Here is a 23,851-nt window from a genome sequence, read left to right as displayed (position 1 = left end):
GCTCGGTAGTGGTGGTGGCGGTTGTCATGTCAAGACCTTCTCAAGCTCAGATTTTGCTTACAGGGTATGACACTGCCGGCGTCTGCGCCCACATCGTGTGACCACCAACATCCAATTCGATAGTCCGATACCGCCGCAGCTCCCTGACCAGGCGTTTAATGCTCATCCCTGAGGCTTGCTCCAAGACATGACTCACCGCAAGCGCCGCCATCACCACATTCAAATGAGCCTCGATCGAATCCTTCTTCCACGCAAAAATCGGCCGCGCCTTCAGATCGGACTTCGACATCCGAAACGACTTTTCAACATTCAACAACTGTCGATACGCCCCCAACACAGCATCAACACTTAAATCCTGCCGCGAAGTCTCGTACCCCTTCAGCCCAGCTAGTGTCTGATGCTTGGCGTAAAGTTCCTCGTCAAGCTGCTTTTTAGCCCCCACCAGCTTCACGTACCGATTCGACTTCACCGACCGATGCTCTTCGATGACAGTACGCGCCTTGTCGTACTGCTTCTCCAGTCCGTGCAGCGTCTTTTTCGCCCGCTTCTCCGAGTACACGTAGTGCACCAACGACTTCCCCTCGGCGCGGCTGCTGCGGGCATCATCAAAGCCGCTCGCCGTCCACGACTGCCCATCTTTAAAGCTCTGACCAGGATGTTCTTCCATCCACTGCTTGATCACTTCCGGGATGTTCGGGACTCTGGTCGACAAAATGTAATCCAACCCCGCTTCGCGGAGAGCTTTTTTGTTGGCTGCGGAAAACATGCCCGCATCAGCCACGACAGTGACCGACTCCAGTCGGTAGGCGTCCTGGAACGCTTGAATCACCGGCAACATCGTTTTCGTCTCGGCTTTGTTGCCTTCGAAAGCCCCGACGTTCAAGGGGAAACCGGATGCGTCAGCCAGCAGCCCGACTACGATTTGCGGTTCCACACGACGCTCTTTGGAAAAACCTGGTTTACGCAGGTCGTCGGGGATGTCAGTCTCGTAGTACAAGGTGGTCACGTCGTAGAGGACCAGCGATCCTTGCCCGATTCCAGCGAAGCCAGCGAGTGCCTGACTAAGGACTTCCCGGAAAGGTTCGGTGGCGTATTCCGGCAGATGGCGTTTGATGGTCGCGTAGCTGGCTGACTGAACCCCGACGTCAGAGAGTGTTTCGATGCTTTGCAACTTAGAACCGGGATCGATGATGCGTGCTCGCACAAGGTCGCGGAAGACTGTGTCGTTGCCGGTCGCGGCGGAAAACCCGATGGTGTCGTAGACCGCGTCGATGCAATCCAGCAGGTAGCCGGCGCGTTGCGACGTCACTGGAACGGGGTTGTCGACGGACCCTACAGGGGATTCCACCAGGCCAAAGTCGAAGGCGAGCTGGTCACCTTGAAGGATCTCACGGGCACGGGCCAGCAGTAGCTCAAGTTCTGCAGGGGTGTGCGCAGAGCCGACGTGTCGGAGGTTTTTCTTCCCACCGCGTTGGCTGAAGACCACTTGAACTGCCGTCGCGCCTGAGGTCGTGCGCACCTGCCGGATGAACGGACTCATAATTTCTCACTCTAGTGACCGGATTCGGGTGCCCCCTAGTGCACACTTTTCGACTTTTTGAATCTCGTTCATCCTGGTCAGCGTGTCAATATGAGATTAGTCACCCGGCCGTGAGCCAAGTCGGGTCTCAGCGACAGCAGCACCCATCACGCGTGTGTGGCCACGAGAAAACCCTGGGCACCGTCTCCAACGACTGGTGCCCAGGGTTTCATCACTGTCTGAGTAGTGCTGCTGCCGCGGGTGATCAGTTCACCTGGTCGGGGCGGCAGGCAGCGGAGTGGCCGCTGGTGAGCGGCCGGGGCCCAAGCTTAGCCCTTGATGAGAGCGCGCACGGCCTCACGTGCCTGGGTAGCGCCCTCAGCGTTGAGGGCAGCTTCGGCGGCAGCCTGGCAGGTGGCGAAGTCGAGCTCGGCAAGCTGTGCACCCACGCCGGCGATGGCGGTGGACGCAGCAGACAGGGAGTTCACGCCCAGGCCAGTGAGCACGCAGGCGAGCAGCGGGTCGGCGGCGGCTTCGCCACAGACACCCACGGCGGTGTCGTACTTCTTGCCCATGTCGCAGGTGTGCTTGATGAGGCGCAGCACAGCCGGCTGCCACGGGTCGGTGAGGTACGCCAGCTGCGGGCTCATACGGTCCGCGGCCATCGTGTACTGGGTGAGGTCGTTGGTGCCGATGGAGACGAAGTGCAGGTGCGGCATGATCTTGTCCGCCATGAGGGCGGCGGCGGGAACCTCGATCATCGCGCCGGCGATGAGGTTGCGCTCCTTGCACAGATCGGAGAACCACTTGGCCTCACGTGCGGTGGCGACCATCGGAGCCATGACCCAGGTGGGGGCATTCTCGTCGCGACCGAGGTCGTTCGCAGCCTTGGCGATAGCGTCGAGCTGGCGGGTGAGCAGCGGCTCGTTCGCGCGGGCCACGCGGAGACCACGCACACCGAGGGCGGGGTTCATCTCGTCGGCCATGGTGGCGAAGGCCACCGGCTTGTCGGAGCCGGCGTCGAGGGAGCGGACGACGACCTTGGAGGTCGGGAACTGCTCGAGCACCTTCTTGTAGACGGAGGCCTGCTCGTCGACGGAGGGTTCCGTGGTGGCGGACAGGAAGCACATCTCGGTGCGGAACAGGCCGATACCTTCGGCCTGGGTGCTGGCGGCCACGCGAGCGGCGTTGCCGTCCTGGACGTTGGCGAGCAGCTGGACGCGGTGGCCGTCCTTGGTCTGGGCGGGGCCACGCCACTGGGCGACGCGCTCAGCGAAGTGGCGGTAGTCCTCCACCATCTTCTCTGCCTGGACCGGATCGGCGCCGGTGGTGATGGTGCCGAGGGAACCATCGACGAGAACCTTCTCGCCGGCGGAGATGGCCTTGACCTTCTCGCCCACAGCGACGATGCAGGGCACGTTGAGCTGACGGGCGATGATCGCGGTGTGGGAGGTGGGGCCGCCGAGCTCGGTGACGAGGGCGACGAAGTAGTTGGTATCGAGCGCTGCGGTGTCGGCCGGGGACAGATCGTCGGCGAACAGCACGACCGGGGAGGTCACGGTCGGCAGGCCGGGCTCTTCCTCGCCGCGCAGTTCGGCGATCACGCGGTCACGGATGTCACGCAGGTCGGTGACACGCTCCGCCATGACGCCACCAGCGGCCTCGAACATGGAGATGAACTTGGTGGTGGCGGCGACGACGGCGTAGTCCGCCGGCTGGCCGGAGTTGATGTTCTTCTTCACAGCCTTGCGCCAGCCGCGGTCGCGGACCATGCCGGCGGTGGCGGCGAGCACCTGCTTGGCTGCGCCTTCGGCGGCAGCGGAACGCTCGTCGAGGCGAGCGGCGACGGTGTCGGCAGCAGCCTCGAAGCGGGCGGTTTCTTCATCGCGCTGCTCTTCCGCGACCACGGGGCCGGCGGAGGGGAGCTCAGGGCGGGGGCGGATCCAGACAGCGTCGGCAAAAGCAATGCCGGGCACAACTGCAGTGCCCTTGATGACGGTATCGGAGGTCACATCATTCATGGGTGCGTTCCTGTCCTCACTTGTGGGTTTCTTTAAACATACCACCAATGTCGAGACACGATTCGGCAGTAACCAAAAACGGAATGTGGGAAAAGCAACATGTTTCTGTGGGTTTTCGGATGCGCTAGCGCCCGATCTGTGCTTAGATGTTGGTAAACCCTCAATGGTGACGAGTTTTCCCCACCATCCCGGGCTGTGGCATCAACGACCAAAACCAATGGAGGTGAGAATGCTCACAGTAAGAGAGCGGCGAAGTCACATCGCCGACCACATCGCCACCGTCGGACACGGCAGCGTCGCCGTGCTCGCCGAGCGCTACCAGGTCACCCCGGAGACCATCCGCCGCGACCTGTCGTACCTCGAACAGCAAGGCAAAGTCTCCCGCGTGCACGGCGGAGCCGTCTCCCTGGGTTCCAACGCCGCAGAGGAAACGTCCTACTGGCACAACGAACACGCCCACGCCGAGCAGAAACTCGCCATCGCCCGCGCGGCCGCAGCACTCCTGCCTGAGGGCACCGCCAGCATCCTCCTCGACGCCGGCACCACCACCGGGGCTCTCGCCGAAGCCCTCATCCCCCTCCACGCCGGCCACCGCTGGACCGTGGTCACCAACTCCCTACCCGCCGGAGCCACCCTCGCCGCGGCGGGCATGACGGGAGTCAACCTCATCGGAGGCACGATCAAGGCCTACACCCAGGCCGTCGTCGGCGAGCAAGCCACGGAAGCCATCCGCCAACTCCGCGCCGACTTCGCCTTCATAGGCACCAACGGCATCAGCACCCACCACGGCATGTCCACCCCCGACCCCGCGGAAGCCGCAGTGAAGCGGGCGATGGTCCAACATTCGCAGACGACCGTCGTCCTCGCCGACTCGTCGAAGTTCGACCAGGACTACCTGGTGACCTTCGCAGAGTTCGAGGACATCGACATCCTCGTCACCGACGATGGCCTCCCCACCGACTACCAGCACTTCCTCGAGTCCCACAACATTAAGGTTGTCCGTTCATGATTCTCACCCTCACCCCTAATCCCTCCACGGACCAGACACTGGTGCTGGGGGAACCGCTGCGCCGCGGCGCGGTGCAGCGCCTCCAGTCCACCATCGGCACCGCCGGCGGCAAAGGCATCAACGTCTCCCACGCCTGCGCGCTCGCCGGCCTGGACACCCTGGCACTGTTCCCTGCCTCCGGCAACGATCCCTTCCTCAAGCTCGTGACGGAGGACAGCATCCCGTATCAGGCCGTGTTTTTTGACGGCCGCGTGCGCACCAACATCACCATCACCGAACCGGACGGCACCACCAGCAAGCTCAACGGCCCCGGCCCGGAGCTCGACCACGCCACCATCGCCAAGCTGGAGGGCTTGCTCGTCGGCGCGGCGACAGCCGCCGACTGGGTCGTCATGGCTGGTTCCCTGCCGCCGGGTGTCCCCACCGACTGGTACGCCCAGCTCGTCTCCGAACTGCGCAGCCACCTCCCGCACGTCAAGATCGCCGTCGACACCTCCGACGCACCCCTGGTGGCACTCGCTGCCTCTCTCGACCACGGCCCCGGCCCGGACTTGATGAAACCCAACGGCATCGAACTCGGCCAGATCGCCGGCGTCGACGGCGAGGAGCTGGAGGCCCGTGCCCTCGAGGGTGATTTCGCCCCCGTCGTAGCTGCCGCCGCCAGCCTCGTCGATCGCGGTGTCACGGAGGTTCTCGTCACCCTGGGCGCTGCCGGCGCGGTTCTCGTCAACGCCCAGGGGGCGTGGCACGCCCAACCGCAGCGCATCGAGGTGGTCTCCACCGTCGGCGCCGGTGATTCCTCCCTCGCCGGCTATGTCATGGCCCGCCGGGGCGGCGCCGACGAAACCAAGGCGCTGCAGTCCGCCATGGCGTATGGCTCCACGGCCGCGTCCCTGCCCGGCACGACCATCCCCGCGCCCGACGATATTCACCCCGAAGACGTCACCGTCACCCGCCTGCCGCGGGACTAACCCGGTGCGTGGCATGCCGCGCACTGAGTGTCTCCCCCTCTCTTTTTCTCTGTGTTCGCTCTCCCACCCACCGTTGTGAACCAGTGGGCCGAGAGCCCGATCGTCCCTGAAGGACCCACCATGACTACCATCATCACCCCCGACCTGGTGCGGCTCGACGTCGATTTCGGCGCCACCCCCGCCGAGGTCATCCCCCAGCTGGCGCAGCTCGTCGCCGCAGCCGGCCGCGCCACTAACGCGCAGACCCTCGCCGCCGATGCTCTCGCGCGCGAAGCGAAGTCGGATACCGGCGTGCCGGGTGGCGTCGCCATCCCCCACTGCCGCTCAGAAGCGGTCACGGAACCGACGCTGGCGTTCGCGCGCCTCAGCCGCCCCGCAGCCTTTGGTGGCCCGGACGGCGACGCCGACCTCGTGTTCCTCATCGCCGCCCCGGCCGGCGGCGGCAAGGAACACCTGAAAATCCTGTCGAAGCTAGCCCGGGCGCTCGTGCGGAAGGACTTCATTGCGGCTCTGCGGGGTGCGGCCACCCCGGAGGATCTCGTCGCGGAGGTCACCGCCGTCCTCGACGCAGCGCCGAAGAAGAAGACGGCTCAAGCCGCTGCCGCCGCCCCTGCCGCGAGCCCCGCCGATTCCGCTGCCACCCGGATCGTGGCGATCACCGCCTGCCCGACGGGCATCGCCCACACCTACATGGCGGCCGATTCGCTCACCCAGACCGCGGCCGAGATGGATGGCGTCGACCTCGTCGTGGAGACCCAGGGTTCCTCCGCCGTGACTCCCCTGCCCGCTGACGTCATCGCCGCGGCGGATGCGGTGATCTTCGCCACCGACGTTGGGGTGAAGGATCGTGAGCGTTTCGCCGGCAAGCCCGTCATCGAATCTGGTGTGAAGCGCGCCATCAACGAGCCGCGCCTCATGATTGAGGAGGCTGTGGCTGCCTCCCGCAACCCGCAGGCACCGCGCGTCCATGCGGTGGCGGCCGCGCCCGCGGAAGCTGAGGCCGATTCGCAGCTCGGATGGGCCAAGCGCATCCAGCAGGCCGTCATGACAGGCGTGTCCTACATGATCCCCTTCGTCGCCGCCGGTGGCCTGCTGCTGGCCCTGGGGTTCCTCTTCGGCGGCTATGACATGGCCGGCGGCTGGCAGACGATCGCCACCGAGTACTCCCTGACGAACCTGCCGGGCCACGACGTCACCGTCGACGGGGTGCTCACGACCTTCGACCGCTCCGGGTGGGCGCTGTACCTCGGCGCGGTGCTCTTCGCGATCGGCCAGGCGGCCATGGGCTTCATCGTTGCCGCCCTGTCCGGCTACATTGCCTACGCGATCGCCGGCCGCCCCGGCATCGCCCCCGGCTTCGTCGGCGGCGCGATCTCCGTCACCTTGGGTGCCGGCTTCATCGGCGGCCTGGTCACCGGCATCCTCGCCGGCGTGATCGCCGCCTGGATTGGCAGCCGGCGCGTGCCCCGCATCGTCGGTTCCCTCATGCCCGTGGTGATCATTCCGCTGCTCACCTCCCTGCTCGTGGGCGCCCTGATGTTCCTGGTGCTGGGGCGTCCCCTGGCCAACATCATGACCGGCCTCGGCGACTGGCTGAACTCCATGTCCGGTTCCTCGGCGGTGCTGCTCGGCATCATCCTCGGCCTCATGATGTGCTTCGACCTCGGTGGCCCCGTCAATAAGGCCGCCTACCTGTTCGCCACCGCCGGCCTGTCGACCGGCGACGAGGCCAGCATGAAGATCATGGCCGCTGTCATGGCCGCCGGCATGGTGCCCCCGATCGCGCTGTCGTTGGCGACCGTGCTGCGCAAGAACCTGTTCACCCCCGCAGAGCAGGAGAACGGCAAGTCGGCGTGGCTGCTCGGCCTGTCGTTCATCTCCGAGGGTGCGATCCCCTTCGCGGCGGCGGATCCCTTCCGCGTCATCCCCGCCATGATGGCCGGCGGCGCGGTCACCGGCGCTCTGTCGATGGCACTCGGTGTGGGCTCCCGCGCCCCGCACGGCGGCCTGTTCGTCCTGTTCGCGATCTCCCCGTGGTGGGGCTTCCTGGCCGCGATCCTCGCCGGCACCGTCGTCAGTGCGGTGGCCGTGGTGGCGCTCAAGCAGCTGTGGCCCAACAAGGCGGTCGCCGCACACAACGCCGCCACCCACGCCGCCCACGCGGCCTAACCTCCCCACATACCCTCCTCGGCGCAGGCCTTCTCCGCCACCGCCACGAGGTCGCACGCAGCCCCCGCAGGTCCCTTCCGGCGGGGGCTGTCTGCGCGCCACCGCCCGCGTTCTTCGCTTCTCCTCGACGGCCCTTGCGGGCGCGCATCAGGGCATCAAGCAAGCAGAGTCGGGCACACCCCCACATCACTCAGCGGCTCCACCACTGCGGCACCCCGTGGGCCGCGGGCGTATTCTGCACGCCACTCCAGCTGAGCATCGGCGCACGTCAACGGCATCGCCCCATGACGGCTGTGGCATCGCCTGGCGCTGGGACCCAGCCGCAGACGCGCGCCCGCCTCGTGGCCGGCATGTGGGGGACGTGGCAGAAAAACCACATCCGGGCTAAGCTAGGTCACACCGGCGTGTGTATCCGGGGCACATCACAGCGACGCGCGGCGCACGCCGTGTTCGCCGCAGTGCACCAGCCCCGCCGCACACCCCTCATAACCCCGTGAACTCCCCTCCGGGTGCCGACGTTATATTGCGTGGCCTGCCACGACAGCATCCGGCACCGCCCGCTCCCACCCGCCGCTTCTGCGCGCGGCTGAGAATCCGGGTAGAAAGGGGGTCACACGTTACACGTCCTAGAAAGGTTTGCCACCATGGCTTCCAAGACCGTCACCGTCGGCTCCTCCGTCGGCCTCCACGCCCGCCCCGCCTCCATCATCGCTGAGGCTGCCAGCGAGTTCGACGAGGACATCTTCCTCGCTCTCGTTGGTGAAGAGGACGACGACGATCCCACCGAGGCTGCCTCCTCCCTCATGATCATGGCTCTCGGCGCGGAGAACGGCGACCAGGTCGTCGTCACCTCCGAAAACCCGGAGGCCGTGGAGAAGATCGCTGCCCTCATCGAGCAGGACCTCGACGCCTAACACCCCACTGGACTGACCCCGAAGGGCCAGTAACACGCACACCCCCGGTGGAACCGCCTTGGTTCCGCCGGGGGTGTCGTCTGTCCGCCCGCTCCCCTATCGCGTCGCTCCGGGGTGGCTGGCCCGCCGGTGGCGCCAGCGGGACAGGATCGTCACCGCACAGCACAACACCCCGGAAGCTCCACCCACGCGCCGTTGCCGTGACATGCGGCAGGATATCGGCACCGAGGAGTCCGGGGTGTTGCAGTGTCTGTCCGATCCGCGGGCTAGTAGCGGGCGCCCTTGCCCTCCCCGAGGACCTCGTAGGCCTTCTTCAACAGCGGGTAGACCACGATGATGCCGGCGGAACCCCAGGCAATACCCTCGAGCTCCACACCAAACACCGTCAGGGTGAGGTTGCCGATGCCGGCGATGAGCGCCACTGCGGCGGTGGTGAGGTTGACAGGGTTGTTGAAGTTCACGTCATTGTCCTGCCAGATGCGCACACCCAGCATGCCGATGAGACCGTAGAGCACGAGCGTCGCGCCGCCCAGCACACCCGTAGGAATGGTGAAGATCAGCGCCCCGAACTTCGGGATGAACGCCAACGCCACTGCCGTGGCGGCCGCCACCCAATAGGCGGCGGTGGAGTACACCTTCGTCGCCGCCATCACACCGATGTTCTCCGCGTAGGTGGTGGTGCCGGAGCCGCCGAAACCGCCGGCGAAAGTCGTCGCCAAACCATCGGCGATGAGCGCATCGCCCGCCAGGTCATCCAAGTTGCGGCCCGTCATCGCGGACACTGCCTTGACGTGGCCGACGTTCTCCGCGATGAGGACGATGACCACCGGCAGTGTCACCAGGATGGCAGAGAGCTCAAACTGCGGGGTGTGGAACTGCGGCAATCCCACCCACGGGGCGGCCGCAATGGTCTCCGAGGTGCCCTCCGGCAGCGCCCCATAGAGAGCGGCGAACACCCAGCCGACGATGACGCCGATGAGGATGCCGAGGCGGGCGACCATGCCGCGACCGGCAACGGTCGCCAGCAGAATCGTCACCAAGGTCACCAGCGCGACAAGCGGCTGTTCCGCAAAGTTCTTCGTCGCCGCCGGCGCCAAGTTCAACCCGATGAGCGCCACAATGGCACCCGTCACCGCGGGCGGCATCGCTGCATCGAGGACCCTCTTGCCGGCGACTTTCACCGCCACGCCGACGGCGATGAGGACGAGGCCCGCGACGACGATGCCGCCGAGCTGGGCGGCAATGCCGTCGCCCTGTGTCGCCATGAGCGGCGCGATGAACGCAAAAGAACTACCCAGGTAGGAGGGCAGGCGGTTGCGGGTGATGAGCAGGAACAGCATGGTGCCCAGGCCGCTGAACAGCAGCGTGGTGTTGACGGGGAACCCCGTCAGGGTGGGCACCAGCAGCGTCGCACCAAACATGGCGATGACGTGCTGCATGCCGATCCCGATCGTGCGGGACCATGCGAGTCGTTCTTCGGGGGCGACGACTGCGCCCGGTGCAATAGTTTTGCCGTCGCCGTGGACGGTCCAACCCCAGGAAGTGTTCACGAGCCGCCATTATCGCAGGCTGGCGGCGGGTGAAACAAAACCCGCCCCGGGACAAAGACGCACGGGTCGTTGTCACGGGGCGGGCGCGGCGCAGACGGCGCCGACGGCTGTTATCCGGTGCGGAGCGCCTTACACGGCGTCCTCGTCGGCGGGCAGGGGGTGTCCGTCGGCGTCGACGCGGAGGTGGCGCAGCTCCTGCGCCACCGAGCCCGGCAGGCGCACCTCCATGAGGGTGCCGTCCTCCCGGTAGGTTTCCTCCAGCACCGTGCCCTGCTCATGCAGGCGGGCGACAATGTCTCCGCGGGTGAACGGCACCAGCAGGGTGACGTGAGCGTCAAGGGAGTTGAGGAACAACTCCACCCGGGCCTCCAGCTCGGGGATGCCCTCCTTGGTTTTCGCGGACACAAACACACAATCATCGACGGCGTGGCGCAGCTCCGCAAGCACCAGGGGGTCTGCCGCGTCAATCTTGTTGACCACAATGATTTCCGGCGGGGCGTCCCCACCGGTCTCCCGCACAATGTCGGCGATAACGGTCCGCACCGCGTCGATCTGCTTGAGCGGGAAAGGATCGCTACCGTCCACAACGTGCAGCACGAGGTCCGCGTCGACGACCTCTTCCAGGGTGGAGCGGAAGGACTCCACCAGGCTGGTCGGCAGGTGCCGCACGAAGCCGACGGTGTCGGTGAACACCACGGCGCGGCCGTCGGCGAGTTCCGCGCGGCGGGTCGTGGGATCCAGGGTGGCGAACAGCGCGTCCTCCACCAGCACACCCGCCCCCGTCATCGCGTTGATGAGGGAGGACTTGCCGGCGTTGGTGTAGCCGGCGATCGCGATCTGCGGGATGGTGGAGCCCTGCCGCTTCGCCCGCTTGACGTCACGGGCGGTCTTCATGCCCGCCAGTTCTTTCCGCAGCTTCGCCATGTCCTGGCGCAGGCGGCGGCGGTCGGCTTCGATCTTCGTCTCACCGGGGCCACGCAGACCCACACCACCGTTCGAGCCGGCACGGCCGCCCGCCTGGCGGGACAGCGCCCCACCCCAGCCGCGCACGCGGGTGATGAGGTATTCCATCTGGGCGAGTGCGACCTGGGCTTTACCTTCCTTCGACTTCGCGTGCTGGGCAAAGATGTCGAGGATAAGCATGGTGCGGTCAATGACCTTGACGTCGAGCGCCTTCTCCAGGGCGATCATCTGGCCCGGGGACAGTTCGCCGTCGCACACCACGGTGTCGGAGCCCGTCGACTGGACGATCTCCTTGAGTTCCTTGACTTTGCCGGACCCGATGTAGGTGCCCGCGTCCGGCTTGTCGCGCTTCTGGTAGAGCATCTCGGTGACCTCGGAGCCAGCGGTTTCCGCCAGCGCCCGCAGCTCCTCCATGTTGGCGTCGATCTCCGCCAGGGTGCCGTGCGTCCACACCCCCACGAGCACCACCTTCTCCAGGCGCAGCTTGCGGTACTCCACGTCGTAGCCGTCGGACTGCTCCGTGTCGTGAATATTCGACCCACGGGTCAGCCGGCGCAGACTGGAGCGGGCCTCCAGGTCGAGTTCACCGGTCGTCGGCGCGTCGGGGGCTGGCTCCAGCAGGCTGTCGAGCGAATGGGCGGCGTCGGTGGCCGCGTCCCGCTGGGTGGTGGCGGTGTCCGTCATGTCGGCGAACGCCTCATCCAGCAGGCGCTCGCGTGCGGCATCCCCCGGGGAAACATTGTGATTATGTGCACTCATCAGGAGACCATTGTTTCATGCTGGGCTGAGGGGGCGCTACCTCCCGCAGGCACAATGGTGCAGGTCGCACCCGCCCGGCGCGCATGCCCTGAGCGAACACGCCCCCTGCCGGATGCTGGGGGTGGGTGTTGGCTGGGCGCGGGGCTACCATGGGCTGCATGGAATACGGACTTGCAAGCATTGGCATGAGTTTCGACACCTGGCAGCAGGCGATGCAGGCGGCGATCGCTTCCGGTCGCCTGGAGGTCACCGGGGAGATCCGGGGTGGCCAGCTGGTGCAGTTTTCTGATCCTTCGGGAGCGCAGCTCAACATGCTGGCGGTCGAGCCGTACGCCACCTATGCGGGGTTCGCGTCGACGGCGGCCGCGAATGCGCACGTGACGATGGTCAATGACGTGTTGGCGCTGGCGGAGATTGTGACGGATAACGGCACCCCGATCTCGACGATTACGTGCAACCTGGCCCAAGGCCCGCTGTTGGTGGAGGAGCCGACGTTGGAGTGGGAGCAGTTGGCGTTGACGGCGATGGGGATGGATGTGGCCGTGTTTGATAATTCGGAGGCGTTCCGGGCTGCCGGTGGGCAGGCTGTCGGCCTGGTGGTGTCGCAGGGCGCGGCGGTGGTGGCGACCGGCGATGGTTCCCGGGTGCCGGATGCGTCCGCGCAGATCGCGGTGGAAGTCGTCGGGGCGGAGTACCGCTACACGGCGCTGACGAATCAGCGTTTCATCCACCTGGATGTGATCTCCCCGGTTCCGATGGATGTGTGTATTCCGGATACGCCGGCGCTGCCGGCACCCGGGTCGATTGTGGCGGGCACGGCGATGCTGGTGGGCAGCATTAAGCCCCCGGCGGGGTGTGGCGACGGCGATGGCTGTGGTTCTGGTGGCTGTGGGTGCGGCTCCGGCGGGTGCGGTAGCCACTAAGGCACGACGCTGCGCCACCCGTGGTGCATCCCTTTTTCTCCCCGGCTTCACCCTCTGGGCGTGTGTGCACAATCGCTGCTGCCGTCACCGCGCCCAGGGGGTGGGGCCGGTGGCGTGTGGCGCCCTGTCTGCCACGGTCTCGTCGTACTCGTGACTGCCCGCGGCGGGATGCAGCCCCTCGGTGTGTTCGGCGTGCTGCGGGGCCTGGTGCGATGGTGCGTGTCAGCAGGCCGGGTGTTTTCAGTACCGTGGGGGTCGTAGACCCCTCCACGTTTGTCTTCATGTCCGCGCGAGGCCACCTGGCGCTCGCGCGGGGAAAGCCCGGTGAGTGACAGTGCCCGAGAATCGTTCCACCCTCCTGTGGATCCTGCTGTCCGCAGCCGCGGTGGCCTTCCTCGCCGCCGAGCTGCTGCGGCCCCTGGCGCTGCCCGCCTTTGTTGTCATCGTGTGCGGCACCGCCTGGCTCATTGCCCGCCAGCGGAGAACTCCCGCGGAAGGGGCCGCTGCGGGCTCGTTGCAGTTGGCTGCCCTCGAGTTGGGTGACGTGGTGGCTCAGTACGAGAGTTTTTGCGACGACATGGACGCGGATGCGGTCGCGAATCGAACACTGCACCGCCCCAGCCTCATGGACGGCGCGGTCGACAATGAGGATCTGCAGGATTTCTTTTTCCAGTACCGTACGGCCCGTCGTTTCCTCAACCGGCTGCCGGCCCGCATGGCGGCGTGTACGGACGCCCAGCAGATCGACAAGCTGCTGACCATCACCACTCAGCGCACCATGGCTCTGGACGAGGCATGGCGGCGGGCGTACCGCACTGCAGCGCACCTGGGGGTCGACTACCCTGCCCTCGGTGCGCCACGACCCCTGCGTGAGGACCACCCCGACGGCGGTGCCGACGACGGCACAGACGAGTCCTAGGCCGGCCGGGGCTTCGGCACGACTCCGCGGCAGCCCCGCCCACCGCAGCGGGGTGCCCGCGCGGGCAGGGGTGTCTTCGGGGACGCCCCCGGGATTAGCGGCGGGTCAGCGCATCCAGCTCGATGGAGCCGGTGGCGACGATGATCGACGGGCCGGTCAGGGTGCTGGTCTCCCCGTCGATGGTGACGACGACGTCGCCGCCGGGCACCCGCACGGTGACCGTGCCGTCCGCCAGGCCCTCGGCGGCCAGCGCTGCCCGGGCGGCCGCCACCGTGCCCGTCCCGCAGGAGCGGGTCTCCCCCGCGCCGCGTTCGTGCACACGCATGGTGGTGGCAAACTCCTCGCCCACCTCCCGGGCGGGGGTGAGGATCTCCACGTTGACGCCGTGGGGGAAGAAGTCCTCATCGAAGGCGATGGGCTGTTCCACGGGCAGCGCCGCCAAGCCTGCCTCGTCGAGTCCATCGACCACGCAGGCGAGGTGGGGGTTGCCCATGTCCACCCCGAGGCCGAAGAACTCCTGCCCGCCCACCCGACAGGAGGTGGTGCCCAGCACGCGGGCCGGCCCCATGCCGACGGTGACGGTGGCGTGGGTGGCAGTCTGGGCGCTCACGTGCACCGGCCGGGCGCCGGCCCGGGTGCCGACGACGAAGTCGCTGCCGGAAACCAGCCCGCGGCTAGCCACCCAGTGGGCGAACACCCGCACCCCGTTGCCGCACATTTCCGCAATGGTGCCGTCGGCGTTGCGGTAATCCATGAACCAGTCGTCGCCACTGACGCCGCTGGGGATGGAGTCCAACACGCCGTGGTCGACCAGCGCCTGGGTCGTGGCGACGCGCAGCACCCCATCGCCGCCAATACCGGCCCGGCGATCGCAGAGGGCACGCACGGTGTCGGGCCCGAGGTCGAGGTGGACGGCGGCGTCCGGAAGGATCACGAAGTCGTTTTCGGTGCCGTGGCCGATGGCGAAGGGAACTGCAGTCATGCGGACATTATGGCAAACCCCACCCGCACACCCGGCACTCCTCCCCGGCCCCGCTAGATGCCGAGGGCGGCGTGGGCGGCGGCAGCGACGTCGCCCGCGGCATCCAGCCACAGGGTGCGGGGGTCGCGCCGGAACCAGCTGCGCTGCCGGCGCACGTAGCGGCGGGTGCCGAAGGTGGTGCGCTCACAGGCATCGTCCACGGTCATCTCCCCTGCCAGCACCGCCAAGGCTTGGGCGTAGCCGATGGCCCGCCCCGCCGTGGACTCGGCGACCAGGCCCGCGTCGACAAGGCCGCGGGTTTCCTCCATAAGGCCGGAGTCGAACATCAGCTGGGTGCGCTGCGCGATGCGGGGGTTGAGGAACTCCGCCTCGGTTGCGAGCCCCAGGATCACGGTGTTCCACCGGGCGGGCGCGTTGACGGGCGGCTGGGAGGCGGCAAACGGCTTGCCGGTGAGCTCAATGACCTCCAGGGCGCGGACGGTGCGCCGGGGGTCGGCTTCTTCAATGATGGCGGCGGCTGCGGGGTCCACGGCCCGCAGCTCCTCGCGCAGCGCCGGCAACCCCTCCTGCGCCAGGCGGGCCTCCCAGCGGGCACGGACTGCGGGGTCCGTGGGCGGGAACTGCCAGTCGTCCACCAACGACTGGACGTACAGCATGCTGCCGCCGACGAGCAGGGGCACCTTGCCGCGGGACTGGATGTCCTCCACGGCGGCCACCGCCTGCTGCTGGTAGCGCGCCACGGAGGCGGTCTGCGTCACGTCGAGCACGTCGAGCAGGTGGTGGGGCACCCCGCACCGCTCCTCGAGGGAAAGTTTCGCCGTGCCGATATCCATGCCCCGGTAGAGCTGCATGGAGTCGACGTTGACGACCTCCCCGTCGAGCTGTTCGGCCAGCGCCAACGACAGCGCGGACTTTCCGCTGGCGGTGGGACCCACGATCGCAATCGGGCGCGGCAGCGTCGACTCCGCAGTCACGGTCGGGCACACGCCCCAGGCGGGTTGGGTCAAACTCGCGGCGGGGGACGTGGGCTGGGCGGGGGCGTCCATAAGAATGTGGGTTCCTTCGGGGAAGACAAAGGTGGGTCGCGGGCAGCGAGGGGGAAACTGTCGTGGCACCACGGGGGCGCGCCACAAGGTACTTTACGCACCTGCCGCAGACCATCGCGGCCGTCAGCACGCCACCCACCCAGGCTGGGACGCCCACCAGCACACCCGCCACAGCAAGGGTGGTGGCACCAGCACACGCCCCAGGTGCGGCTATGCCCAGGACGCGGAAAGAATCAGGCTAGACTTTTGTCTGTATTGCCGCACCCCACCTGCGGCAGCACTTCATTGTTTTTCATGCCCCACTGGCGGCAGACACCTTCGCAGGTGCCCCTGCCGGCAGTGGTGAGCCGGCAGCCGTGACGCGCGGCGCACACCCCACCCCACCCCTTGGAAGGCAGGTTGCAATGACCGCTCACCCCACCCCGAAGCCTGGGCCGCGCCCGGGTCCCCGCCCCGGCCAGGTGCGCAGCACCCCGGTGCCCGCCCCGGCCGCACGCCCGGCTGTGGGCGGCCGCCCGCAGGACTTTGGCCGTGTGGACGACGACGGGCAGGTGTTCGTCTTCACCGCCGACGGCGAGCGCAAGATCGGCGAATGGAAGGCCGGCACCCCGGCGGAAGGGTTGGAGCACTACGCGACCCGCTACGCGGATCTCGCCACCGAGGTCAATCTGCTCGCCGTCCGACTGACGTCCCACCCGGGTGAGGCGCAGCAGATCCGCGCGGCCGCCCAGGCGCTGCGCGAGGGGCTGCCGGAAGCCACCGTCATTGGCGACATTCCCGCCCTCGACGCTGAGTTGCAGGCCATCATCGACGCCTCCGGGCAGGCCGAGGCCCAGGCCAAGCAGGCGAAGGCGGAACGCCGCGCCCAGGCCATCGCCCGCAAGGAAGCACTCGCCGCCGAGGCAGAAGACCTGGCGGCGAACTCCACCGAGTGGAAGAAGGCCGGCGATCGTTTCCGCACCATCTTGGAGGAGTGGAAGACGATCCGCGGGATTGAACGCTCCACCGACGAGGAATTGTGGAAGCGCTACGCGAAGGCGCGCGATGCGTTCAACCACCGCCGCGGCGCGCACTTCGCGGAGCTGGACCGCACCCGTGCGGCAGCCCGCCGCGCCAAGGAGGACCTGGTGGCCCGGGCGGAAGCGCTGAAGGATTCCACTGACTGGGCGGAGACCGCGCGCGCCTTCAAGCAACTGATGGACGAGTGGCGGGCCGCTGGCCGCGCCAGCCGCGACCACGATCAGAAGCTGTGGGAGGCTTTCCGCGCCGCCCAGGATCATTTCTTCGCCGCCCGCAACAAGGTCACCGAGGAAAAAGACGCCGAGTTCGCCGCGAACGCCGACGCCAAGGACGCGCTGATCGCCGAGTACGGCCCGAAGATCGACCCCGAGGCCGACATCGAGCACGCCCGCACCCTCCTGCGGGAGCTGCAGGACAAGTGGGAAAACATTGGCTTCGTGCCCCGCCAGCGGGTGCGCGAATTCGAGGACAAGATCGCCGCCATCGAGCGCCGGGTGGCCGACGCCGCCGATGCGCAGTGGCGGCGCACCGACCCCGCCGCCCAGGCGCGGGCCGCCCAGTTCACCGCCAAGGTCGCAGAGCTCACCCAGCAGGCCGAGGCGGCGGAGGCCGCCGGCAAGAGCGCGAAGGCCGCCACGCTCCGCGAGCAGGCACAGCAGTGGCAGCAGTGGGCCGACGCCGCCGCCAACGCTGTCGACAACCTCTAACCCGCCCACACACGCCACAGCCCCCGGCGGGGCTGCCCCACACGTGTCATCGTGTCGGGATGCCCCGCCGGGGGCTTCGCGCTTGCCTGTCCGATCCTGCCGGGACTACTGCTGCGTGCGGCGGCGGCGCGCGGCGCGGGCGCGTCGATCATCGACGAGGACGGAGTTCTCGGTCGCACGCTGCTGCTCCTGGTGCAGAATCTCGTCCTGCACGCTGGCCACAGCATCCGGGGCTGCGGGTGCGCTGCGGAGTTCCGCCATCGCCCGCTGCAGGGCGCTGCGGCGGAAGACGACGATGCTCAAACAGACGGCGACGATCGTCACCGACACCGCACCGATGACCAAGCCGATGCTGGGGCCGGACCCCGGCTCCGTCGGCGGGCGGGACTGCCGCATCCAAATCGCAAACAGGGAGTAGAACATCGCCGCGCCACTCGTCGCCCACGCGGCCAGCGCAATACCCATCGAGCGGGTCACGACCGTCGCCACGGTGAGCAGGAAGGGGCCGATGATGGCCAGCCAGATGTAGATCCGCTCCGGGACGGTGGTGACATAGGCGCGGGCAGTATCCGAGAAAAACAGCACATCGAGGCCAATCACCCGGCCAGAGTGCGGCAAGAACAGGGACACAAACACCCCCATCATGCCGAGCACGATCGGCAATAGCAGGGGCCCGATGACCACGGTGCGGGCGGCGGCCCGCTCCGCGGCTTTCGTATCCCCATCGAAGGCCGCCACGTGGCGGGCGACACGGGAGCTCGCGCTCGACGAGGGTGAAGCTTCAGCACTGGGGGAAGTCATTGCACCATCCTAACCCGCGCCCCGCGCGCCCCCGCGCGGCCACCACCGTGACACACACATCCGCCCCCGGCCAGCACGACAGGCGGCCGGGAGCGCGACCACGAGGTGACGGCCGCTAGCAGGAGCCGCAGCCCCCGGAGGAGGGCTGCGCGGGGGCCGCACCGATGCGCGGCATGCCCAGGCCGACTCCGATCGGCGCGGTCGTCGGCACCGCACCTGCTTCGGAGTTGTCGCCGGCGCGGGTGCGACGGTGGCTGAGCACCGGCTCATCCGCCAGCAGGTAGTGCGCGGCACCGCCGGTGACCCGGGTGGTCACAATGTCGCCGGGGCGGATCTTCCCATCAATCGCACCCTCGGGGCGGAAGTGCACCAGCCGGCCGTCACGGGCGCGCCCCGAGATCCGGTGCGTTTCGTGGTTCTTGCGGCCACCGTCGGCCTGCACGAGCAGCTCCACCTCGGTGCCGACGAGCGCCAGGTTTTCCTCCAGGCTGATGCGCTCCTGCAGCGCCATGAGGCGTTCGAAGCGCTCCTGCACCACAGCCTTCGGAATCTGCTCGGCGTACTCGGCTGCGGGGGTGCCCGGGCGCGGCGAGTACTGGAACGTAAACGCTGAGGTAAACCGGGCCTTCTCCACCACGTCGAGGGTGGCCTGGAAGTCCTCCTCGGTCTCCCCGGGGAAACCGACGATGATGTCGGTGGTGATCGCTGCGTGCGGCAGCTTGGCCCGGACTTCTTCGAGGATGCCCAGGAACTTCTTCGAACGGTAGCTGCGCCGCATCTCTTTGAGCACCTTGTCGGAGCCGGACTGCAAGGGCATGTGCAGCTGCGGGCAAATGTTGGGGGTTTCCGCCATGGCGTCGATGACGTCGCTGGTGAACTCCGCGGGGTGGGGGCTGGTGAAGCGGACGCGCTCCAGGCCCTCGATCTCGCCGCAGGCGCGCAGCAGCTTACTGAAGGCGGAACGGTCGCGCTCGACCTCGGGGTCGGCGAAGTTCACGCCGTAGGCGTTGACGTTCTGCCCCAGCAGCGTCACCTCAGTCACCCCCTGGTCGACCAGGGCCTGCACCTCGGCGAGGATGTCGCCCGGGCGGCGGTCGACTTCCTTACCTCGCAGGCTCGGCACGATGCAGAACGTGCAGGTGTTGTTACAGCCCACGGAAATCGACACCCAGCCGGCGTAGGCCGACTCGCGTTTCGCAGGCAGCACCGAGGGGAACTGCTCGAGCGCGTCGACGATCTCCACCTGGGCCTCATCGTTGTGGGCCGCCCGGTCGAGCAGTGCCGGCAGGGAGCCAATGTTGTGCGTGCCGAACACGACATCCACCCACGGGGCTTTCTTCACGACCGTGTCGCGGTCCTTCTGCGCGAGGCAACCACCGACGGCGATCTGCATGCCCGGGTGCTCGTCTTTGACGGCCCGTAGCTGGCCGAGGGTCCCGTACAGGCGATTGTCGGCGTTTTCCCGCACCGCGCAGGTGTTGAACACCACCAGGTCAGGTGTGGTGTCCTCGGCGGCGGCGGTGTAGCCGGCGGACTCCAACAACCCGGAAAGACGCTCGGAATCGTGCACGTTCATCTGGCAGCCGAAGGTGCGCACCTCGTAGGTTTTCGCGGGGCGCTCCTGGCTGGCGGGGCTGGTCACTGCGGTGGTAGTGGGTGAAGACACGGGCGGTAAGTGTAGAGCACGGCCACGCCGGGGTGCATCTCGCCGTCGGCGCACAAAAGCGGGGGTGAGCAAAACGACAGCGACGACACCCCTTTCCGCACCAGGCAGGCGACGTTCTCCTTAATCCACTTCCCCACCACCACCTCCCACGCGGCGACCGGGCTGCCATCCCCTTGGAGGATGGCCGCCCCGACCGACGTGATGACACGCCGAGAAGCCCGCTGGGTGCGCTCAACGTGGTCGCGCCGCAGGCACCACACGTGTGCCCGCGCCCAACGCGGCGGTTGCCTCCCGCACCGCCCAGCCGCTCACCCGGACGGCGCAGCACCCCCGGGGGTGCTGGTGTCAGCTGCTGTTCACACCGGATTTCCACGCGATCCACACCACCCACCCTTGCGCTTATGACTCAGCACACACTAGCGTGGGTGCATGGCAGAAGCAGCACACGAGACCATGATCCGCATGGTGGACGTCAACAAATACTTCGACGACTACCACGCCCTCCGCGACATCAACCTCTCCGTCCCGCGCGGCCAAGTCGTCGTCGTCCTCGGCCCCTCTGGCTCCGGCAAGTCGACCCTGTGCCGGACAATCAACCGCTTGGAAACCATCGACTCCGGGGAGATCTTCGTCGACGGGGAACGCGTGCCCGAGGAGGGGGCGGCACTGGCCCGCCTGCGCGCCGACGTCGGTATGTGCTTCCAATCCTTCAACCTCTTCCCCCACCTGACGATCCTCGACAACGTCACCCTCGCACCCCGCAAGGTGCGCAAGACGCCGAAGGAGGAGGCAGAGCAGCAAGCCATGGCGCTGCTCGACCGGGTGGGGATCGCCTCCCAGGCGAAGAAATACCCCGCGCAGCTGTCCGGCGGGCAGCAACAGCGCGTCGCCATCGCCCGGGCGCTCGCCATGAACCCGAAAGTCATGCTGTTCGACGAGCCGACCTCCGCGCTCGACCCGGAGATGGTCAACGAGGTCCTCGACGTGATGACGGGCCTCGCGGAGGAAGGCATGACCATGCTGTGCGTCACCCACGAGATGGGTTTCGCCCGGAAAGCAGCCGACCGCATTCTGTTCATGGCGGAAGGCAGCATCGTGGAAGACAGCGACCCCGCCACCTTCTTCGACAACCCCGCCACGGACCGCGCCCGCGACTTCCTCAGCAAGATCCTCGGCCACTAGCGGCCCGCGAAGGAGACACCATGACCCACCATCCCCACCCCACCAGACACCGGCTGCGCCGCTGGGCGACAGCCACCGTCGCCCTGGTTGCCAGCATCCTCGTGGGAGGCAGTCTCGCAGCCTGCGGGTCCACAGAACCCCGCAGCCTCGTGCAGTCCATCGACTCCGGCCACGTTATCCTCGGCACCAAATACGACCAGCCGGGACTCGGCTTGCGTGAACCCGACAAGACGATGACGGGCTTGGACGTGGATATCGCCACCTACGTCGTCAACCACATCGCCGACGCCCGGGGCGTCGACCACCCACGCATCACCTGGCGGGAAACCCCCTCCGCGCAGCGCGAAACGCTCATCAAAAACGGCGAGGTCGACATGATCACCGCCACGTACTCCATCAACGCGGCCCGCGCCCGGGTCGTCAGTTTCGGCGGCCCCTACGTCATCACCCACCAGGCGCTCCTCGTCCGCGACGACGACACCCGCATCAGCACCCTGAAGGACCTCGACGGCGGGCTCAAGCTGTGCTCCGTGACGGGCTCCACCCCGGCACAGAAGGTCAAGAAGGCCCTGCCGGGCGTGCAGCTGCAGGAGTACGACTCCTACTCCTCCTGCGTGGAAGCACTCCACCAGAAGAAGGTTGACGCGATGACGACCGACGCGACCATCCTCTACGGGTTCGCCACCCAATACCCCGGCGAATTCCGGGTCGTGGACATGACCAACGCCGACGGCACCCCGTTTACCACCGAGTACTACGGCATCGGGCACTCCCTCGGCGACCTGGCCTCCCAAGACGCCATCAACACCGCCCTCAAAGAGCTCGACAGCAGCGGCGAATTTGAGCGCCTCGTGAAGAAAAACATGGGCGACGCCACCGCCAACATCACCCCCGGCGACCCCGGCGACCTGAGGTTCCTCAACGACTAAGGCGCGGCACCACCGCACCCCACGTCTCCTTCCCACCCGCCCACCACCGACCACCCAAGGAGTCCCACCACATGCAACAGTTGTGGACTGACCTCGGCGGGAGCCTGTTCGCGGCCTTCTGGATCACCATCAAACTGACCGTCTACTCGGCGATCGGGGCGATGATCCTCGGCACCATCCTCACAGCGCTTCGCGTCTCCCCCGTGGCCATCATGCGCCGACTGGCCACCATCTACATCTCCACGGTGCGCAACACTCCCCTGACGCTCATCGTGCTGTTGTGCTCGATTGGCCTGTACCAAAACCTCGGGCTCACCCTCGCCCCCGACAACGACCACTTCATCACCACCAACAACTTCCGACTCGCGGTCCTCGGCTTCGTGATCTACACCAGCGCTTTCGTGGCCGAGTCGCTACGCTCCGGCATCAACACGGTGCACTTCGGGCAGGCGGAAGCCGCCCGCGCCCTCGGCTTGAGCTTCCCCCAGATTTTCGGCTCCATCATCTTCCCGCAAGCCCTGCGGGCGGCGGTGGTGCCGCTGGGCAACACGCTCATCGCGTTGACAAAGAACACCACGATCGCCTCGATGATCGGCGTAGCCGAGGCCTCCTTGTTGATGAAGTCGACCATTGAAAACCACGCCGACCACCTCTTCGCAGTGTTCGGCCTGTTCGCACTGGGCTTCATGGTGCTGACCCTGCCAATGGGCCTGGTGGTCAGCCGATTGTCGTCCACGATGGCGGTGAAGAACTCATGACCACCCGCGCTACAGTCCTCTACGACGCGCCCGGCCCCCGCGGCCGGCACCTCAACCGCATCCTCACCTGGATCACTGCGGCGATCACTGTCGCCGTGGTGCTGTGGACGGGCCGCGTCCTACAGTCCAACGGCCAGCTCACCGCAGACAAGTGGGAACCCTTCACTTTTGCCACGACCTGGACGACCTACATCCTGCCGGGCTTGTTCGGCACCATCAAGGCCGCCGCCGCGTCGATCGTCCTGTCCCTCGCGATGGGTACCGTGTTGGGCTTGGGACGGCTGAGCCCCCGCCGGAGCCTGCGCGCCCTGTGCGGCATCATCGTGGAGTTTTTCCGCGCCATCCCGGTGCTCATCCTCATGATCTTCGCGTACCAGGCGTTCACCAAGTACGCCCTGGTGCCCTCCTCCCAGCTGGGTTTCGCCGCGGTGGTGTTCGGCCTGACGATGTACAACGGTTCCGTCATCGCCGAGATTCTGCGCTCCGGCATCCGTAGCCTGCCGCGCGGCCAGGTGGAAGCCGCCCAGGCGCTGGGATTGAGCCATCGGCAGACGACGTGGTCGATCCTGCTGCCGCAGGCGGTGGCCGCGATGTTGCCGGCGCTCATCGCCCAAATGGTCATCGCGCTGAAAGACGCGGCCCTGGGCTACCAGATCGGCTACGTGGAGCTGGTGCGCTCCGGTATCCAGTCGGCGTCCTACTACCGGAACTACCTCCCTGCGCTCGTCGTGGTCGCGATCATCATGATCGCGCTCAACTACACCTTGACGACGCTCGCGGAGCGCATCGAACGCCAGCTGCGTGCCGGCCGCGCCCGGAAAAACATTGTGGCCGCCGTGCCGGAGCACAAGGACCAGGGCGTGGAGACCAAGGACCGTGCCACCGTGGACTGGCACGACCCCGCCCACAGGGACCTGCGCAGCACCGCCGAATAGCGGCGAGCAGTCGTGTGCTCCTCCCCGACGACAGTGCCCCCTGCACAGTCCATGTGCAGGGGGCGCTTGAGCATCCGCGAGCGGAGTTCGCCGCACGGAGGTGGCCGC

The 23,851-nt window shown here is 67.2% G+C and carries 19 protein-coding genes; 11 read left to right on the top strand and 8 right to left on the bottom strand.

What is annotated here, in order from left to right; all coding sequences use genetic code 11:
* Positions 1 to 46 precede the first annotated feature (46 nt).
* Together C1Y63_RS10990 and ptsP are read right to left on the bottom strand one after the other, a co-directional pair.
* Positions 47 to 1,540 (bottom strand): IS1634 family transposase, encoded by a 1,494-nt coding sequence (locus C1Y63_RS10990; protein WP_106016496.1) that lies wholly within the window; start codon positions 1,538 to 1,540, stop codon positions 47 to 49.
* A 308-nt stretch (positions 1,541 to 1,848) separates the two neighbouring features.
* Positions 1,849 to 3,540, bottom strand: a complete 1,692-nt coding sequence (gene ptsP / locus C1Y63_RS10985) for a phosphoenolpyruvate--protein phosphotransferase (RefSeq protein ID WP_106016495.1) — start codon at positions 3,538 to 3,540, stop codon at positions 1,849 to 1,851.
* Between the two features lie 229 nt (positions 3,541 to 3,769).
* Here ptsP and C1Y63_RS10980 point away from each other — a divergent pair, with 229 nt between their 5' ends.
* The 4 genes from C1Y63_RS10980 to C1Y63_RS10965 all read left to right on the top strand — a co-directional run bounded on the left by C1Y63_RS10980 (position 3,770) and on the right by C1Y63_RS10965 (position 8,603).
* A complete protein-coding gene (locus tag C1Y63_RS10980) occupies positions 3,770 to 4,549 on the top strand; it encodes a DeoR/GlpR family DNA-binding transcription regulator (protein WP_106016494.1) in 780 nt (259 codons plus the stop codon).
* Positions 4,546 to 5,520, top strand: a complete 975-nt coding sequence (locus C1Y63_RS10975) for a 1-phosphofructokinase family hexose kinase (protein WP_106016493.1) — start codon at positions 4,546 to 4,548, stop codon at positions 5,518 to 5,520. The genes C1Y63_RS10980 and C1Y63_RS10975 overlap by 4 nt, the downstream gene beginning before the upstream one ends.
* A 120-nt stretch (positions 5,521 to 5,640) precedes the next feature.
* Positions 5,641 to 7,689 (top strand): fructose-specific PTS transporter subunit EIIC, encoded by a 2,049-nt coding sequence (locus C1Y63_RS10970; RefSeq protein ID WP_106016492.1) that lies wholly within the window; start codon positions 5,641 to 5,643, stop codon positions 7,687 to 7,689.
* Between the two features lie 644 nt (positions 7,690 to 8,333).
* Positions 8,334 to 8,603: an HPr family phosphocarrier protein gene (locus tag C1Y63_RS10965; RefSeq protein ID WP_106016491.1), complete on the top strand. Its 270-nt coding sequence runs from the start codon at positions 8,334 to 8,336 to the stop codon at positions 8,601 to 8,603.
* 266 nt (positions 8,604 to 8,869) lie between these two features.
* Here the strand turns inward: C1Y63_RS10965 and C1Y63_RS10960 are convergent, their stop codons facing one another.
* Positions 8,870 to 10,153 carry a uracil-xanthine permease family protein gene (locus C1Y63_RS10960; protein WP_106016490.1) on the bottom strand — a complete coding sequence of 428 codons (1,284 nt, stop codon included), beginning with the start codon at positions 10,151 to 10,153 and terminating at the stop codon, positions 8,870 to 8,872.
* Positions 10,154 to 10,282: 129 nt separating this feature from the next.
* On the bottom strand, positions 10,283 to 11,875 hold the full coding sequence (gene hflX, locus C1Y63_RS10955; RefSeq protein WP_199189111.1) for a GTPase HflX: 1,593 nt from the start codon (positions 11,873 to 11,875) through the stop codon (positions 10,283 to 10,285).
* 158 nt (positions 11,876 to 12,033) lie between these two features.
* Between hflX and C1Y63_RS10950 the strand changes: the two genes are divergently transcribed.
* Together C1Y63_RS10950 and C1Y63_RS10945 are read left to right on the top strand one after the other, a co-directional pair.
* Positions 12,034 to 12,798: a hypothetical protein gene (locus tag C1Y63_RS10950; protein ID WP_106016498.1), complete on the top strand. Its 765-nt coding sequence runs from the start codon at positions 12,034 to 12,036 to the stop codon at positions 12,796 to 12,798.
* A 328-nt stretch (positions 12,799 to 13,126) separates the two neighbouring features.
* A complete protein-coding gene (locus tag C1Y63_RS10945; protein ID WP_106016489.1) occupies positions 13,127 to 13,717 on the top strand; it encodes a hypothetical protein in 591 nt (196 codons plus the stop codon).
* Positions 13,718 to 13,811: 94 nt separating this feature from the next.
* Here the strand turns inward: C1Y63_RS10945 and dapF are convergent, their stop codons facing one another.
* A complete protein-coding gene (gene dapF, locus C1Y63_RS10940) occupies positions 13,812 to 14,699 on the bottom strand; it encodes a diaminopimelate epimerase (protein ID WP_106016488.1) in 888 nt (295 codons plus the stop codon).
* Between the two features lie 53 nt (positions 14,700 to 14,752).
* Complete coding sequence (gene miaA, locus C1Y63_RS10935; protein ID WP_106016497.1) at positions 14,753 to 15,655, bottom strand: tRNA (adenosine(37)-N6)-dimethylallyltransferase MiaA; 903 nt, start codon at positions 15,653 to 15,655, stop codon at positions 14,753 to 14,755.
* Between the two features lie 494 nt (positions 15,656 to 16,149).
* Between miaA and C1Y63_RS10930 the strand changes: the two genes are divergently transcribed.
* Positions 16,150 to 17,472 (top strand): DUF349 domain-containing protein, encoded by a 1,323-nt coding sequence (locus tag C1Y63_RS10930; protein ID WP_106016487.1) that lies wholly within the window; start codon positions 16,150 to 16,152, stop codon positions 17,470 to 17,472.
* A 105-nt stretch (positions 17,473 to 17,577) separates the two neighbouring features.
* Here C1Y63_RS10930 and C1Y63_RS10925 read toward each other — a convergent pair whose 3' ends face one another.
* The gene (locus C1Y63_RS10925) at positions 17,578 to 18,273 is read right to left on the bottom strand and encodes a hypothetical protein (RefSeq protein WP_106016486.1); all 696 of its coding nucleotides are present in this window, start codon (positions 18,271 to 18,273) and stop codon (positions 17,578 to 17,580) included.
* A gap of 115 nt (positions 18,274 to 18,388) precedes the next feature.
* On the bottom strand, positions 18,389 to 19,939 hold the full coding sequence (miaB, locus tag C1Y63_RS10920) for a tRNA (N6-isopentenyl adenosine(37)-C2)-methylthiotransferase MiaB (RefSeq protein WP_255414097.1): 1,551 nt from the start codon (positions 19,937 to 19,939) through the stop codon (positions 18,389 to 18,391).
* Positions 19,940 to 20,392: 453 nt separating this feature from the next.
* On the opposite strand from miaB, the gene C1Y63_RS10910 reads away from it, so the two are divergent.
* The 4 genes from C1Y63_RS10910 to C1Y63_RS10895 all read left to right on the top strand — a co-directional run bounded on the left by C1Y63_RS10910 (position 20,393) and on the right by C1Y63_RS10895 (position 23,743).
* Entirely contained in the window at positions 20,393 to 21,121 is a 729-nt protein-coding gene (locus tag C1Y63_RS10910; protein WP_146128945.1) for an amino acid ABC transporter ATP-binding protein, read from the top strand.
* A gap of 20 nt (positions 21,122 to 21,141) precedes the next feature.
* A complete protein-coding gene (locus tag C1Y63_RS10905) occupies positions 21,142 to 22,050 on the top strand; it encodes a glutamate ABC transporter substrate-binding protein (protein WP_106016482.1) in 909 nt (302 codons plus the stop codon).
* Positions 22,051 to 22,121: 71 nt separating this feature from the next.
* Positions 22,122 to 22,808 (top strand): amino acid ABC transporter permease, encoded by a 687-nt coding sequence (locus C1Y63_RS10900; RefSeq protein ID WP_106016481.1) that lies wholly within the window; start codon positions 22,122 to 22,124, stop codon positions 22,806 to 22,808.
* Positions 22,805 to 23,743: an amino acid ABC transporter permease gene (locus C1Y63_RS10895; RefSeq protein ID WP_106016480.1), complete on the top strand. Its 939-nt coding sequence runs from the start codon at positions 22,805 to 22,807 to the stop codon at positions 23,741 to 23,743. Before C1Y63_RS10900 ends, C1Y63_RS10895 begins: the two co-directional genes overlap by 4 nt.
* Positions 23,744 to 23,851: the final 108 nt, after the last annotated feature.

The organism is Corynebacterium sp. 13CS0277 (genome assembly GCF_002994655.1).
Taxonomy (GTDB): domain Bacteria; phylum Actinomycetota; class Actinomycetes; order Mycobacteriales; family Mycobacteriaceae; genus Corynebacterium.
The sequence above is the reverse complement of the archived record's forward strand: the minus strand, read 5'-3'. Positions and strand labels throughout refer to the sequence as shown.